The sequence below is a fragment of the Kitasatospora sp. NPDC040550 genome (genome assembly GCF_055594965.1).
Genome location: NZ_JBVIWC010000001.1, coordinates 557,739 through 571,586 on the forward strand (window position 1 = coordinate 557,739; position 13,848 = coordinate 571,586).

13 protein-coding genes are annotated in these 13,848 nt (G+C 75.1%); 7 read left to right on the top strand and 6 right to left on the bottom strand.

Annotated features, from left to right (window positions below; all coding sequences use genetic code 11):
- Positions 1-26 precede the first annotated feature (26 nt).
- From ACZ58X_RS02520 to ACZ58X_RS02530, 3 genes are all read right to left on the bottom strand, one after another.
- Positions 27-1,025, bottom strand: coding sequence for a zinc metalloprotease (locus ACZ58X_RS02520; protein ID WP_470331810.1), 999 nt, complete (start codon positions 1,023-1,025; stop codon positions 27-29).
- A gap of 115 nt (positions 1,026-1,140) precedes the next feature.
- A complete protein-coding gene (locus ACZ58X_RS02525; RefSeq protein WP_470331811.1) occupies positions 1,141-1,728 on the bottom strand; it encodes an AAA family ATPase in 588 nt (195 codons plus the stop codon).
- A gap of 239 nt (positions 1,729-1,967) precedes the next feature.
- Positions 1,968-2,894: an LLM class F420-dependent oxidoreductase gene (locus ACZ58X_RS02530; protein WP_470331812.1), complete on the bottom strand. Its 927-nt coding sequence runs from the start codon at positions 2,892-2,894 to the stop codon at positions 1,968-1,970.
- 142 nt (positions 2,895-3,036) lie between these two features.
- Between ACZ58X_RS02530 and ACZ58X_RS02535 the strand changes: the two genes are divergently transcribed.
- Positions 3,037-3,390 (top strand): DUF6401 family natural product biosynthesis protein, encoded by a 354-nt coding sequence (locus tag ACZ58X_RS02535; protein ID WP_470331813.1) that lies wholly within the window; start codon positions 3,037-3,039, stop codon positions 3,388-3,390.
- Between the two features lie 262 nt (positions 3,391-3,652).
- On the opposite strand, the gene ACZ58X_RS02540 is transcribed toward ACZ58X_RS02535, so the two are convergent.
- Complete coding sequence (locus ACZ58X_RS02540; RefSeq protein ID WP_470331814.1) at positions 3,653-4,459, bottom strand: membrane protein; 807 nt, start codon at positions 4,457-4,459, stop codon at positions 3,653-3,655.
- Between the two features lie 223 nt (positions 4,460-4,682).
- Between ACZ58X_RS02540 and ACZ58X_RS02545 the strand changes: the two genes are divergently transcribed.
- Positions 4,683-5,507 carry an alpha/beta hydrolase gene (locus tag ACZ58X_RS02545; protein ID WP_470331815.1) on the top strand — a complete coding sequence of 275 codons (825 nt, stop codon included), beginning with the start codon at positions 4,683-4,685 and terminating at the stop codon, positions 5,505-5,507.
- 140 nt (positions 5,508-5,647) lie between these two features.
- On the opposite strand, the gene ACZ58X_RS02550 is transcribed toward ACZ58X_RS02545, so the two are convergent.
- Positions 5,648-6,799 (bottom strand): citrate/2-methylcitrate synthase, encoded by a 1,152-nt coding sequence (locus tag ACZ58X_RS02550; protein WP_470331816.1) that lies wholly within the window; start codon positions 6,797-6,799, stop codon positions 5,648-5,650.
- Positions 6,800-6,957: 158 nt separating this feature from the next.
- Between ACZ58X_RS02550 and ACZ58X_RS02555 the strand changes: the two genes are divergently transcribed.
- The 3 genes from ACZ58X_RS02555 to ACZ58X_RS02565 all read left to right on the top strand — a co-directional run bounded on the left by ACZ58X_RS02555 (position 6,958) and on the right by ACZ58X_RS02565 (position 10,728).
- Positions 6,958-8,244 (top strand): citrate synthase, encoded by a 1,287-nt coding sequence (locus ACZ58X_RS02555; RefSeq protein ID WP_470331817.1) that lies wholly within the window; start codon positions 6,958-6,960, stop codon positions 8,242-8,244.
- 265 nt (positions 8,245-8,509) lie between these two features.
- Positions 8,510-9,226, top strand: a complete 717-nt coding sequence (locus tag ACZ58X_RS02560; protein ID WP_380397058.1) for a response regulator transcription factor — start codon at positions 8,510-8,512, stop codon at positions 9,224-9,226.
- A gap of 20 nt (positions 9,227-9,246) precedes the next feature.
- Positions 9,247-10,728, top strand: a complete 1,482-nt coding sequence (locus ACZ58X_RS02565) for a sensor histidine kinase (protein ID WP_470331884.1) — start codon at positions 9,247-9,249, stop codon at positions 10,726-10,728.
- Here ACZ58X_RS02565 and ACZ58X_RS02570 read toward each other — a convergent pair.
- Positions 10,685-11,752: a GlxA family transcriptional regulator gene (locus tag ACZ58X_RS02570; protein ID WP_470331818.1), complete on the bottom strand. Its 1,068-nt coding sequence runs from the start codon at positions 11,750-11,752 to the stop codon at positions 10,685-10,687. The genes ACZ58X_RS02565 and ACZ58X_RS02570 overlap by 44 nt on opposite strands.
- A 216-nt stretch (positions 11,753-11,968) precedes the next feature.
- On the opposite strand from ACZ58X_RS02570, the gene ACZ58X_RS02575 reads away from it, so the two are divergent.
- Positions 11,969-12,559, top strand: coding sequence for an isochorismatase family protein (locus ACZ58X_RS02575; RefSeq protein ID WP_470331819.1), 591 nt, complete (start codon positions 11,969-11,971; stop codon positions 12,557-12,559).
- A gap of 244 nt (positions 12,560-12,803) precedes the next feature.
- Positions 12,804-13,793, top strand: coding sequence for a hypothetical protein (locus ACZ58X_RS02580; protein WP_470331820.1), 990 nt, complete (start codon positions 12,804-12,806; stop codon positions 13,791-13,793).
- Positions 13,794-13,848 lie beyond the last annotated feature (55 nt).

The following is a 13,848-nucleotide window of genomic DNA, read 5'->3' on the forward strand; positions in this document are numbered from 1 at the left end:
CCGGCCTGCGGCGGCCCGGCCTACGGTCAACTGCGGTAGGCGTCCCAGGAGTTGGACATCCGCTGAACCTGACCCGGGGTGAACTGGGACATGCAGGTGTCGTAGCTGTAGTCCATGAAGTTGTGGATCGGGTCGAGCCCGCCGGCCGGGCAGGTGTGCCGACCCTCGGGACAGCCGTAGGCGGCGCTGCGCTCGGGCGGGGTGTCGTCCACGTAGTCGCCCGGGGTCAGGCAGCCGCCCTGGAAGGTGTGGAAGAGGCCGAGCCAGTGGCCGATCTCGTGGGTGGCGGTGTTGCCCTCGTTGTAGTGGGTGGCGGGGCCGCCGGGCAGCGAGTCGTCCAGGATCACCACGCCGTCGTCCGTCGGGGCCGAGCGGTAGGCGCTGGGGAAGGTCGACCAGCCGAGCAGGGACTGGCCGAGGTGGGCGGTGTACAGGTTGAGAGTGCCCTGGTCGCCCTTGCGCAGGGTGCTCTTCATCGACCGTTCGGCGGCGGAGCCGGGGGTCATGCCGGAGTACCAGCCGGCGTTGTCGGTCCAGTCGGTGCCGGCCAGGTCGAAGTGGAAGCGGGTGGGGGTGTTGCCCTCACCCTGGCCGCCGTAGGTGGCGTTGAGGTGGTCGATCTGGGCGGCCACCACGCTCCCGTCCAGCCGGCCGGCGTCCCCGGAGTGGATCACGTGCACGTACACCGGGACGGTGGTCGGGGCGGCGGCCAGCTGCACGTGGGCGGGGCCGAGCTCGGTGAGCCGGTGGTCCAGGTCCGCCTGCATCGCCCGGGCCTCACCGGCGCTCACGGCGTTCGGGTCCCGGCCCGCCTGACTGCCCGCCGGCTTCCGGGCGTCGGCACCGGCACCGGCACCGGCGTTGGCGTTGGCGGCGGTCTCGGCGGCGGTGCCGTCGCAGACGGCCGCCACCGTCCGGTGCGGGGCCGGGGCGGCGAACTGGCTCAGACCGGCCGCGGCGATCAGCGCGGCGGCGCAGGGGAACAAGCGGGGGGCACGCGAGCGCACCCGGACAGTACGGCGCATCAGCGCTCCTGACGGGGAGGTGACCAGGGAGGTGGCGGGGGGGAGGTGACCGGGCATCGACCGCGCCTCGGGCCCGCCCACCGGCGACCGGCGCCCGGCGCGGACCCGCCCGAGACTACGACGCCGAGAAGTCGATCTCCCGCACGGCGCGCGCGGCACCCCGGTCGAGTACCACGGCCGACGCACAGCCGACCGGCGGCCGCCCCGCCCCGAGCAGCAGCCCGCGAAGCCGGGCGGCCGCACCCCGGTGCCGGGCGAAGGCGTAGCGCGAGACCCACCGGCCGCGCCGCCGCTGACCCGCCCGGGCCTCCTGCGGGTCCACGTCGAGCAGCAGCAGGTGCACCCGGCGCCCCTGCCGGGCCGCGGCCCGGACCAGCCAGGACCGGACGAAGGGCAGCGTGCCGCAGTCGTGCACGGCCAGCGGCCCGCCGTCCAGCACCGCCCGGCGCAGCCGGCGGTAGTGCGCGAGCCGGGCCAGCGGCCGGTACAGCGCGTACGGGAGGCGGCCGGGCAGCCGCGACGCGTACTCCTCGCGGACCAGCTGGGAGTCGACCAGCGGGGCGCGGACGCTGCGGCGCATCAGGGTGCTCTTGCCGCTGCCGGGCAGCCCGGTGACGACCAGCAGGTCACCGACGGGGTAGCGCAGCGCGGCCGGGCCGGGGCCGCGCAGCTCGTACACCCCGGTGCGGACGATCCGATCCACGACCGGCCGATCGCCGCCGGCGCGGTCCTCGGCGACGTGGTCCTCGGCAGCACGATCCTCGGCAGCGCGGGGCGGCGGCACCCGTGGCACCGCCGCCCGCGGTATTCGTGTCCCCGTCACCGGCCCTCCGCCCGCCGCTTCCACCCGCGTTCCCTGCCACGAGCATGGCGCATGACCAAGAACGAGTAAAGACCCGTGGTCAGAGCGGGTGCGGAGGCTCGGTGGAGGCCGGGGGGCGGCTAGCCCAGCTGCGGGGCCACCTGTGCGGCGACCAGCTCCAGGTGGTCGAGGTCGCTCAGGTCGAGCACCTGGAGGTAGACCCGCTCACTGCCGACCGCCGCGTACCGGCCGAGCTTCTCCACCACCTCGCCCGGGGTGCCGGCCAGACCGTTCTCCTTGAGCTCGGCCACCTCGCGGCCGATCACGGCGGCCCGACGGGCCACCTCGGCGTCGTCCCGGCCGACGCAGAGCACCAGGGCGTTGGAGTACACCAGGTCGTCGGCCGAGCGCCCGGCCTGCTCGACGGCGGCCCGGACCCGGCCGAACTGGGCCGCGGTGTCGTCCAGCGAGGCGAACGGCAGGTTGAACTCGTCGGCGAACCGGGCGGCCAGCGCCGGGGTGCGCTTCGGGCCCGAACCGCCGACCAGCACCGGAATGCGCTCCTGGACGGGCTTGGGCAGCGCAGGCGAGTCGGTGAGGGTGTAGTACTCCCCCGCGAAGTCGAAGGTGTCGCCGAGCTTGGTCCGCCACAGCCCGGTGATGATCTCCAGCTGCTCCTCCAGCCGCCCGAACTTCTCCTTCGGGAACGGGATGCCGTACGCGCTGTGCTCGGCCCCGTACCAGCCGGCGCCCAGACCGAACTCGACCCGGCCGCCGCTCATCGCGTCGACCTGGGCGACCTGGATCGCGGTGACGCCCGGCAGCCGGAAGGTGGCGGCCGTCATCAGGGTGCCGAGCCGGATGGTGCTGGTGTCACGGGCCAGGCCGGCCAGCGTGATCCAGGCGTCGGTGGGGCCGGGCAGGCCGTCCACGTCGCCCATCTTGAGGTAGTGGTCGGAACGGAAGAAGGCGCTGAACACGCCGAGCTCCTCGGCGGTGCGGGCGACCTTGAGGAGGGTGTCGTAGCTCGCGCCCTGCTGGGGCTCGGTGAAGATGCGGAGGTCCATGCGGGCCATTCTGGTACGGACCACCCGTTCGGGAACGCAGGGAACCGGCCATGCCACGGAACGTTCCGAAGGTGGCCAAGGTCTCAGCACGGAACCGTCACGTCCCGGCTCGCCACCACAGCGGCTCGCCTACCGTGGACGGATGTTCGCGACCCCCGACGAGTCCTTCCGGCGCTCCCCCGACGAGCCGGCCGGCTGCCCGCTGCCCGGCATCGTGGCCGCTTTCACGCCCCGGCTGGCCGAGTTCGCCTTCGAGCCCGGTTTCGTCGCGGCCGTCGACCAGCACGCGGCGATGCTGCGCGAGCTGCTGTACGCGCAGGGACCGGAGCTCGCGCCCCGGCCGCTGGAGCGTGAGGAACTGTCGGACTACGCGCTCGGTTTCCTGGACGCGCTCACCGAGATCGGCTGGCGGGAGCCGGTCGGCTACGACTACGCCGTGACCAGGCTGACGGCGATCTGCTGGCTGGTGCGCAACCAGGGGCTGCTGGAGGTCTGATCCGAGGGGGCGGCGGGGCCGAGGAGCGGCGGGGCCGGGAGCGGTGGACCCGGTCGACCGATCCCGGGTCGTGGAATCGCGGGTCGTGGGTCGCGGGTCGTGGGTCGCGGGTCGTGGGTCGTGGGTCGCCCCGAGGAAATATGCAGACCGGTCCACTGATAGCGAGGCTCATAGGTAGACCGGTCCAGAGATCTCCCATCAGGCCAGGCAGGCCAGGCAGGCCGGGCGTACCTGGTGGACCAGGTACGCCCGGTAGACCGGTCTACCGATTCCCACCCGGGTCGATCCCCGGCGCCGGCGGGGTGCCCGGGCCGGTCTGGGTGGTCGGCCGGATCGGCTGGTTGGCCAGCGCGTCCGAGCGGCCGGCCTGGTAGGCGGTGCCGCGCAGCCGGGCGGTCTCCTGCTCCGCACTGTCCAGCCACCGCTCCCAGCGCTGCCGCATCGGCATGATCAGACCGCCGCCCACGCCGACCACCAGCACCCCGGCGACCGTGGCCAGCGCCGCGATCAGTACCGGCCCGGTGATCGCGGTCGCGATCCCGGCCTGGCCGAGGGCCGCGATCACCCCGAGCGCCACGATGAACGCCCAGGCCACGGTGGAGACGGTGCGCCCGTACGAGGCGCCGGACAGCGCGTTGCCGACGATGTCGCGCACGCCGTTGGCGATGGCCATCGCCACCACCACGATCGCGACCGCGACGATGCCCCTGGGCAGCCAGGCGACGATGCTGTGGATCATCACGCTGATCGGGTTCGGCCCGAAGACGCCGAAGGCCAGCTGGAGCGCCATCAGCAGGACCGCGTAGTAGACGATCTTGCAGATGATGCCGGTCATGTCGTACTTGGAGCCGCTCAGGTACCGGGCCATCCCGGCCCGCTCGGCGACCTTCTCGGAACCCACGCGGCGCAGCACGCGGTCCAGGATCCGGGCGATCGCCTTGGCCACGAACCAGCCGATGGCGAGGATCACCAGGAAGGCGATGAACTGCGGGACGACCTTGGCGATCTTGCCCCAGGCCTGGGTGAAACCCGACCCGAAGTCGACGGAGAGTGCGAGCTGCTGAGCCACGGAGTCCTCCACTCGATGACACGGCGCCACGAGCGGCGCAGGCGACCCCCCACCCTTCGTGGATAGCAGCACCCCGGCCCGGCCGCGCGCGCCGGAATGTCCGGGATGGTTCCGTCGGGTGAACGCTGCCGCCGTCCGCACGCGTACAGTGGCGGTCCGGGCCGACGGGGGCGGGGGCCACGGACTGCGGATCGACGGTGACGGGGCGGGACGGAGCTGGACTGTGCTGGACGGTGCGAAGGTGAGCGGTGGCGGCGCGGGCCCGGATGCCACCGCGGGCGAAGGTACGGGCGCGGACGCGGGTACGGCGCCGGGTTCCGGTGCGGCCGCGCACCGGGCGCTGCGCTGGCGGGTGCGGCCCCCGGCGGCCAGGGCCGCCGTCCTGGTCCTGCACGGCGGTGAGGAGCACAACCTCGCCCGGCCCCGCCGGCTCAACCTCCCGCTGCTGCGGATGCACGGCTTCCTGCGCGCCCTGACCCGGGAGACCGCGGGCCAGGAGGTCGCCGTCGCCACCGTCCGCTACCGCCACCGCGGCTGGAACGGTGCCCGCGCCGACGCCGCCCGGGACGCGTCCACCGCGCTCGACGAACTGACGGCCGCGCTCGGCCCGGTGCCCACCGTCCTGGTCGGCCACTCCATGGGCGGCCGCGCCGCGCTGCGGGTCGGCGGCCACCCGTCCGTCACCGGCCTGGTCGCCCTCGCCCCGTGGTGCCCGGCCTCCGACCCCTGCGAGCAGCTCGCCGACCGCGACGTCCTGCTGCTGCACGGCGACCGCGACACCGTCACCCTGCCCGCCGACACCCGCGCCTTCGCCGCCCGCAGCCGCGCGGCCGGCGCCCGCGTCTGCGGCTACACCGTCACCGGCAGCGGCCACGCCATGCTCCAGCGCATCCCCGACTGGCACCGCGCCACCACCCGCCTCACCACCGCCCTCCTCGGCCTCCACGCCCTCCCGGCCGAGACCGCCTCCGCCCTGGCCCTCCCGCCCACCTCCCCGGAGGCCCTCACCCTCCCGCTCCCCCGCCAGCCCCGGACCGTCACCCCCTGACGTCGCCACCCGGGACGGAGGCACCCCCGGCGGAGGCAACCCGGTGAAGGCACCCGCAGGGCCCTGCGGACCGATGCCCTCGGCTCCGCAGCGGGCGGGCTCAGGCGAGTGGGGTGCGATGGCCCGCGGCAGGCGGGCGGTCAGGCCGTCGGCAGGGGCTGCGGAGCCGCGGGGCCGGTGTAGCGGGCGGCCGGGCGGATGATCTTGGGGTCGGCGGCCTGCTCCAGGATGTTGGCACTCCAGCCGATCGCCCGGGCCGCGGCGAACGTGGGGGTGAACATCTCCCTCGGCAGACCGCAGAGGTGCATCACCACGCCGGCGTAGAACTCGACGTTGGTGTGCAGTTCGCGACCCGGCTTGAGCTCGGCCAGGATCGCCTCGACCCGGGCCTCCACCTGGACCGCGAGGTCGACGAGCTCACCGCCGAAGGATTCGGCGACGCCGCGCAGCATGCGGGACCGCGGGTCCTCGGTGCGGTAGACGGCGTGGCCGAAGCCCATGATCCGGTCGCCGGCCAGTACGTGCTCGCGGATCCAGCCGTCGATCCGGTCCGGGGTGCCGATCGCGTCCAGCGTGTCCAGGGCGCGGCTGGGCGCGCCGCCGTGCAGCGGCCCGGAGAGCGCGCCGAGCCCGCCGACCAGGCAGGCGACGAGGTCGGCCCCGGTGGAGGCGATCACCCGGGCGGTGAAGGTGGAGGCGTTGAAGCCGTGGTCCACCGTGGAGATCAGGTACTGCTCGATCGCCCGGGCCTCGGCGGGCCCGGGCTCCTCGCCGGTCAGCATGTAGAGGTAGTTGGCCGCGTAGCCGAGGTCGTCGCGCGGTTCCACCGGCTGCCGGCCCTGCTGGAGTCGGTGCAGCGCGGTCAGGACGGTGGGAACCAGCGCGGTGGCGAACAGCGCGTCCTCGATCCGCTGCTCGGGCGCGGTGTCGTAGAGGGGGCGGATGCCGCGGTCGGCGGCGGCGACGGAGAGCGCGGCGCCCAGGGTGGCGAGCGGGCCGCCGTGCGCGGTGCTCGCCGCCAGCGCGGGCAGGAGCGGACGCAGCGCGTCCGGCAGGCGGCGCAGTGGGGTGGTGCGGGCGAGGAAGGCGGCGCGGGCGGATGCGTCCGGCAGTTCGCCGAGGAGCATCAGGTGCCAGACGTCCTCCAGGGTGCGCTGTTCGGCGAGGTCGATCGCCGAGTACTGGCGGTAGCGGTAGAAGCCCTCCAGGCCGCGGACGTCGCCGAGTTCGGTCTCGGTGACCACGACGCCCTTGAGGCCGCGGGGGACCTCGATCTCGGTGGTGCTCGGCATGGCAGTGGCCCTTCTCGTGGATCTTCCCGGCTGCGTGCTTCCGGCGACGTTCTGTACTCTCCGATCATTGATCCATGTTGTCAATGTTGATTGAAATCAATGTGTAATACTGTGGATCATCAAGGCGCGGAGGCGCCACAGGACGACGAGGGCGGACCATGGCCGAACGCTTGACCACCCAGCAGGTCGCCGAGCAGCTCGGCGTGAAGGTGGAGACGGTGTACGCCTACGCCAGCCGCGGGCAGCTCAGCAGCGAGCGGGCCCCGGGGGGCAAGGGCAGCACCTTCGACGCCCGCGAGGTCGCCGAGCTGGCCACCCGCGGCCGTCGCGCGCCGGTGCGACCGGCGGCGGGAGAGCCGTCGGGCGCCGAACCGGGGTGGGCGACCGAACCGGTCGGGGTCCGGACCGGGCTGACCCTGATCGAGAACGGCCGGCTCTACTACCGCGGCCGCGACGCCGTCGACCTGGCCGCCGGGCACGGCTTCGAGGCCGTGATCGGCTGGTTCTGGGGGCTGGACACCGAAACCCCGGTGGAGCTGCGGGTGCCGCCGGCCACCGCCGAGGCGCTGGCCCGTGCCGCCTCCACGCTGCCCGACGGGATCCGGCTGCCCGACCGGCTCCGGATCTCGGCCACCGTCGCCGCCGCGCTCGACCCGCTCCGCTTCGACCTGCGCGAACAGACCGTCCGGGCGGCCGGGGCGGCTCTGATCGCCGGGATGGTGGAGGCCCTGCCACGCACCGCGCCCGACCCGGGGCCCGGCGCCTCGCTGGCCGCGCGGCTGTGGAGCCGGCTGGCGACCGCCGCCCCCACGCCCGGGGAGCTGGCCTGCCTGGACCGGGCCCTCGTCCTGCTGATCGACCACGAACTGGCGGTCTCCACCGTGGCGGCGCGGGTGGCCGCCTCGGCGCGGGCGCATCCGTACGCGGTGGTCTCCGCCGGGCTGGGTGCCACCGACGGCCCGTTGCACGGCGCGGCCAGCCCGCTGGCGCACCGGATGCTCGCCGAGGTGCTGGCCGACGGCGCGGTGCCCGTGGTCTCCGACTACCTGCGCACCGGTCGACCGATCCCGGGGCTCGGCCACCGGCTCTACCCGGACGGCGACCCCCGGGCGGTCGCCCTGCTCGACGCGGTCCGCCGACTCGACGGCGGAGCGGAGGTGGTGGCGGCGGTCGCCGCGGTGGAGGCGGCCGCGGGCCCGGCCGGCCGGCCCGCTCAGCGGGCCAACATCGACCTGGCACTGGCCGCCATGGCGCTCACCGCCGGACTGCCCGCGGAGGCCGGCGAGGTGGTCTTCGCCGTGGCCCGCACCCCCGGCTGGCTGGCCCACGCGGTGGAGGAGTACCGCGAGGAGCCCCTGCGGATGCGGGCCCGGGCCACCTACACCGGGCCGCGCCCGCAGGGCGACGAGGCGGGCTCCGGGGCGGGCTCCGCGCCCAGTCGATGAAGTCCTCGCCACTGTCACGGGGTGCTGGCCGGCACTCACTCCCCACCGTGTTCGCCCAGCTCAGTGGCCTTCGGGGTGGCGAACCGGTTCCGGTGATCTCACGGGTTTCTCATCGCGGCGGGCCAGAATGAACGCCGCAGGAATGAACGCCGCGGCGTGGACGCCACCAGAATGAACCCCGCGGAGTGGGCGCCGCAGGAGCGGACGCCGCCGGGATGGACGCCGCCGGGATCGACGCCGTCCACCGCCGAGCCGAGGGAGCACCATGGACGACACCGCCGACCGCCCGGACTGGCGCGTCCTGGTCGTCGACGACGAACCGGACCTGGTCGAGGTGGTCTGCGGCGCCGTCCGCTACGAGGGCTGGCAGGCCCGCGGCGCGACCACCGGCCTGGAGGCCGTCCGGGAGGCGGCGCACTGGCGGCCCCACGCCGTGGTGCTCGACGTCATGCTGCCGGACCTCGACGGGCTGGAGGTGCTGCGCCGGATCCACGCCGAGCAGCCCGAGGTGCGGGTGCTCTTCCTCACCGCCCGGGACGCCGTCGAGGAGCGGATCGCGGGGATCGCGGCCGGCGGTGACGACTACGTCACCAAGCCGTTCAGCCTGGCCGAGGTGGTGGTCCGGCTGCGCGGGCTGTTGCGCCGGGCCGCACCGACGGACGGGCCGCGCCGCCCGCCCGCGCACGCCCTGGTGCTCGGCGACCTCGTCCTGGACGACCGGGCCCGCGAGGTGACCAGGGACGGCGAGACCATCGAGCTCAGCCCGACCGAGTACGCGCTGCTCGCCCACCTGATGCGCCACCCCCGACAGGTGCTCAGCAAGGCGCAGATCCTGGACGCGGTCTGGTCGTACGACTTCGGCGGGCAGGCGCACATCGTCGAGCTGTACATCAGCTACCTGCGCAAGAAGCTGGACGCGGGCCGCAGCCCGATGATCCACACCGTCCGGGGCGCGGGCTACCTGATCAAGGCAGCCCAGTGAAGCGGGCCGCCGCGCGGGTCATGGGGGCCCTGCGGAAGCTGCTGCCCCGCACCCTGCGCGCCCGCCTGATCGCCGGGCTGCTGGTGCTGCTGGTGGTCACCTGCGCCGCCGTCGGCTTCGCCACCGCCGCCGCCCTGCGGCACTTCCTGGTCGACCGGCTCGACCAGCAGCTCGCCGAGGCCGGCGGCCGCTACGCCGCCAGCCTGGAGCACACCGGCACCGGCGCCGGCACCGGCCCGGACACCCGGGCCCAGACCCCCGGCACCCTGGGCGTCCGGCTGCTCGGCGGCAAGGTCACCGCCGCCGGGGTGGTCGACGGGGACGCCGACGACGCCGACAACCCGGACGACGCGGACGACCGGGTCACCTTCACCCCCGACGAACAGCGCCGGCTGGCCGCCCTGCCGGCCGGCGGCCCCGCCCGCACCCTGGACCTCGGCGGCGCCCTGGGCCACTACCGGGTCCGGGCGGTGGCCGGGCACGACGGCGACGTGCTGGTCAGCGGGCTGCCGATGCGCCCGGCCGAGGACACCGTGACGCGGCTGGAGACCCTGGAACTGACCGTCTTCGCGATCGCCGTCGCCGCGGCCGGTGCCGCCGGGGCGGTCTGGGTCGGCTGGTCGCTGCGCCCGCTGCGCCGGGTGGTCGGCATGGCCGAGCGGGTGAGCGCGCTGCCGCTCGCGAGCGGCGAGGTGATGCTCGCCGAGCGGGTCCCGGACGACGACCCGCGCACCGAGGTCGGCCGGGTCGGCGCCGCGCTCAACCGGATGCTCGGCCACGTCGGCGATGCGCTGGCCCGCCGGCACGCGGTCGAGGAGCGGCTGCGCGGCTTCGCCGCCGACGCCAGCCACGAGCTGCGCACCCCGGTCGCCGCCGTCCGCGGCCACGCCGAACTCGCGCTGCGCCACCCGGGCCAGGTGCCCGGCGAGGTGCGGCACTCGCTGGAGCGGATCGACGCCGAGGCGCTGCGGATGGGCGCGATCGTCGAGGACCTGCTGCTGCTCGCCCGGCTGGACGCCGGCCGCCCGCTGGCCGGGGACGAGGTGGACCTCACCCGGATCGCGCTGAACGCCGTGGCCGACGCCCGGGCCGCCGGGCCCGACCACCGCTGGCGCCTGGTGCTGCCCGAGGAGCCGGTGCTGGTGCGCGGGGACGAGCACCGGCTGAGCCAGGTGGTGGCCAACCTGCTGGCCAACGCCCGCACCCACACCCCGGCCGGTACGGCGGTGGAGCTGCGCCTCGAACCCGGGGAGGAGCACGTCGAGTTGAGCGTCACCGACGACGGCCCGGGGATCCCGGCGGAGCTGCTGGAGCGGGTCTTCGAACGCTTCGTCCGGGGCGACCGGGCCCGCTCCCGGACCACCGGCTCGACCGGCCTGGGCCTGGCCATCGTCCGCGCCGTGGTCCAGGCCCACGGCGGCACGGTCGAGGCGGCCAGCCGGCCCGGCCGCACCGCCTTCACGGTGCGGCTGCGTCAGCCCGGACGGCCGCCTCGGGCGTGAGGTCCGTCGCGGGCGTGACGTCCGTCGCGGGCGGCACGGCCGTGCGGAAGCGCTGGCGGTAGTCGGTCGGCGTGGTGTCCAGTCGGCGGCGGAAGGCCCGCACCAGGGTGTCGGTGGTGCCGAACCCGCAGGCGGTGGCGATGCGTTCGAGGGTGTCGTCGCCCGACTCCAGCCGGTGGCGGGCGAGTTCGACCCGGGCCGACTCGATGTAGGCGCTCGGGGTGGTGCCCAGTTCGGTCTTGAAGATCCGGACCAACTGCCGTTCGCTGAGGTGCGCGTGGGCCGCGAGCTCGGGCACGGTGAGCCGGCCGGTCAGGTTGCGCAGGATGTGGTGGCGCAACTCCTCGATCCGCCGGGTGGTCGAGACCGGCTCCAGCGGGACGCTGAACTGGCTCTGGCCGCTGGGGCGTTTGAGGTACATCACCAGCTGGCGGGCGACCCGCAGGGCGAGTTCCTCGCCGAAGTCCTCGGCGACCAGGGCGAGCGAGAGGTCCAGGCAGGCGCTGATGCCCGCGCCCGTCCAGACCTCGCCCGCGCGGATGAAGATCGGGTCGGCGTCGACCTCGATCTGCGGGTACTCGGCAGCGAGTTGGCCGGCGGTCGACCAGTGGGTGGTGGCCCGCTTGCCGTCCAGCAGTCCGGCAGCGGCCAGCAGGTGCGCGCCGACGCACACCGAGGCGACCCGGCGCGAACGGGCCGCCAGCCGGCGCACCTGCCCGACCACCTCCGGGTCGGCCACCGCCCGGATCCGCCCGGCCCCGTCGACCTCCACCGACCCGGGCACCAGCAGGGTGTCGATGCCGCCCTCGGCGGCGGCCCGGTCGAAGGTCAGGTCGGGCAGGATCCGCACCCCGGCGGCGGTGGTGACCGGCTCGGCGGTGGCGGCGGCCAGCACCACCCGGTAGCCGACCGCGTCGCCGGTCTCCCGCCGGAGCAGCGCGAACACCTCGGGCGGTCCGGTGACGTCCAGCAGGTCGACGCCCTCGAACAGGACGATGACGACCAGCCGCTGCGCGCTCTCCACGGGCCCTCCCGCTCTCGCTCGTTGTCCGCCGACGCGGATGCGCCGACACCGGCACCAACACCGACACCGGCACCGGCACCGACACCGGCACCGATGTCGGATTCTGCATGTTAGACGGCATTGCCGCCGTGCCGGGCCCGCCCGTAGCGTTCCTGGGGCAGGCCGCACCCCGCGTGACCTGCCCCGATCCCCTCCAGCCCCGAAGGCGGAACAGCCATGCCCAGCACCACCCTGCGCACCCTCACCGGCCTCGACGACAAGCCCGCCCGGCTCGGCGCGAGCACCCTCGTCCTGGTCGACTACCAGAACACCTACACCCGCGGCGTGATGGAGCTGACCGGCTGGCGCGAGGCCCTCGACGCTGCCGCCGGCCTGCTCGCCCGGGCCCGGGCCGAGGGCGCCACCGTCATCCACGTCGTCAACGACGGCGGCGCCGGCACCCCGTACGACATCCGCGAGGAGATCGGGCAGATCCACCCGGCGGTGGCCCCGGCCGAGGGCGAGCGCGTGGTGGTCAAGCAGGCCCCGGACGCCTTCGTCGGCACCGAGCTGGGCGAACTGGTCGACGCGGCCGGCCACCAGGAGGTCGTGGTCGCCGGGTTCATGACCCACATGTGCGTCGCCTTCACCACCGCCGGCGCCTTCCTGCGCGGCAACCGCCCCACCGTGGTCGCCGACGCCTGCGCGACCCGCCCGCTGAACTCCGGCGCCGAGGAGCTCACCGCCGCCCAGGTCCACCGCGGCGCGCTCGCCACCGTCGGGGACCTGTACGGCGTGGTCGTCGAGTCGGCGGCCGAGCTGGGCTGAGCGCCCGCCGCCCGCCCGCCGGCCGTCCACCGCCCCGTCCGCCGGCCGCGCCGCTCCCGTCCACCGGCGCCCGCACCGGCGGGGCGCCCCGGTCCGTCACCCGGGGCACCCCGCCCGGGCGAGGCGACGACCGCCGCCCCGCCGGCCCTCCGAGCCTGCCGGGCCCGAGGGCCGCGGGGCAATCGATTCGGTCCTCGCCGAACGGTCTTGCGGACCGGCCGCCCACGGGGTGACGATCCTGTCCGTGCTGCGAATCTTCTTCGGTACGGACGACTTGGACCGCGTCCGGGTGGCGGAGCGTCCGGACATGTCGATGGAGCTGTCCCTCAGCGTCCACGGCCTGGTCAGCGGCCGCTGCGATCCACGCTTCCAGGTCTGGCGCAACCGGCTGCGGGCGTCCTGGAACCCGCGGACCGCGCTGCTCTTCGACCTCTACACCCCCTCGGCCATCCCGGAGTTCCTCACCGTGCGCCGCGACCCCGGCGCCACCGAGAACGCCACCGCCGAGGCGCCCGAGGAGCCGCTCCGCGACCACCTGCGATCGGTCGGCGGGACCCGCCAGCTGAGCGCCTTCGCGCGCGGCGTGGCGGCGGGCGACCGGCGGGCCCGGCGGCTGCTCGGCAACGTCACCGCCGACTACCAGACCCGCGCGATCGACCCGTACCGGCGGCAGATCGAGACCATCGTCACCACCGACCACGGCCGGCGCCGCCGGCTCGGCGAACCGGACCGGGTCCTCGCCTCGCTGCACCCGTCGGTCTCCTGGCGCCGCCCGGTGCTCAGCTTCCCGCTGGTGGGGGCCTGTCGGCACGACATCCGGCTGGACGGTCGCGGACTCCTGCTCCAGCCCTGCGTGTTCGGCCCCCGCCGCCCCGTCATCGCCCGCTTCGAGGACCCCCGGCAGCAGCCCGTCCTCCTCTACCCGGCGAGGATCAGCGGCCCCTTGCAGCCCGAGCCCGAACCCACCCCGAGCCGCAACCTCACCGCCCTGCTCGGCCAGACCCGCGCCGCCGCCCTGGAGGCCATCGCCGCCCACGGCCCGTGCTCCACCAAGGACCTGGCCGGGCTGCTGGACATCTCCACGGCCTCCGCCAGCGAACACGCCACCGTCCTCGCCGACTCCGGCCTCACCGCCAAGGACCGCGACGGCCGCACCGTCACCCACCGCCCCACCCCCCTCGGCCGCGCCCTCCTCGCCGGCCACCTCCCCACCCCGCCCCCCGACCCGGCGTAGGGCGGTCGCGGAGCGGCGAGGATCCGCAGGAGGCCCCGGGCCGACGGCGTCCGCC

Excerpts from the sequence above, each read along its gene's own strand:
- ACZ58X_RS02565 (WP_470331884.1), top strand. The coding sequence starts at position 9,247 with ATGGGGGCCCTGCGGAAGCTGCTGCCCCGCACCCTGCGCGCCCGCCTG.
- ACZ58X_RS02575 (WP_470331819.1), top strand. The coding sequence starts at position 11,969 with ATGCCCAGCACCACCCTGCGCACCCTCACCGGCCTCGACGACAAGCCC.
- ACZ58X_RS02550 (WP_470331816.1), bottom strand. The coding sequence starts at position 6,799 with ATGCCGAGCACCACCGAGATCGAGGTCCCCCGCGGCCTCAAGGGCGTC.
- ACZ58X_RS02520 (WP_470331810.1), bottom strand. The coding sequence starts at position 1,025 with ATGCGCCGTACTGTCCGGGTGCGCTCGCGTGCCCCCCGCTTGTTCCCC.
- ACZ58X_RS02535 (WP_470331813.1), top strand. The coding sequence starts at position 3,037 with ATGTTCGCGACCCCCGACGAGTCCTTCCGGCGCTCCCCCGACGAGCCG.
- ACZ58X_RS02560 (WP_380397058.1), top strand. The coding sequence starts at position 8,510 with ATGGACGACACCGCCGACCGCCCGGACTGGCGCGTCCTGGTCGTCGAC.
- ACZ58X_RS02530 (WP_470331812.1), bottom strand. The coding sequence starts at position 2,894 with ATGGACCTCCGCATCTTCACCGAGCCCCAGCAGGGCGCGAGCTACGAC.
- ACZ58X_RS02555 (WP_470331817.1), top strand. The coding sequence starts at position 6,958 with ATGGCCGAACGCTTGACCACCCAGCAGGTCGCCGAGCAGCTCGGCGTG.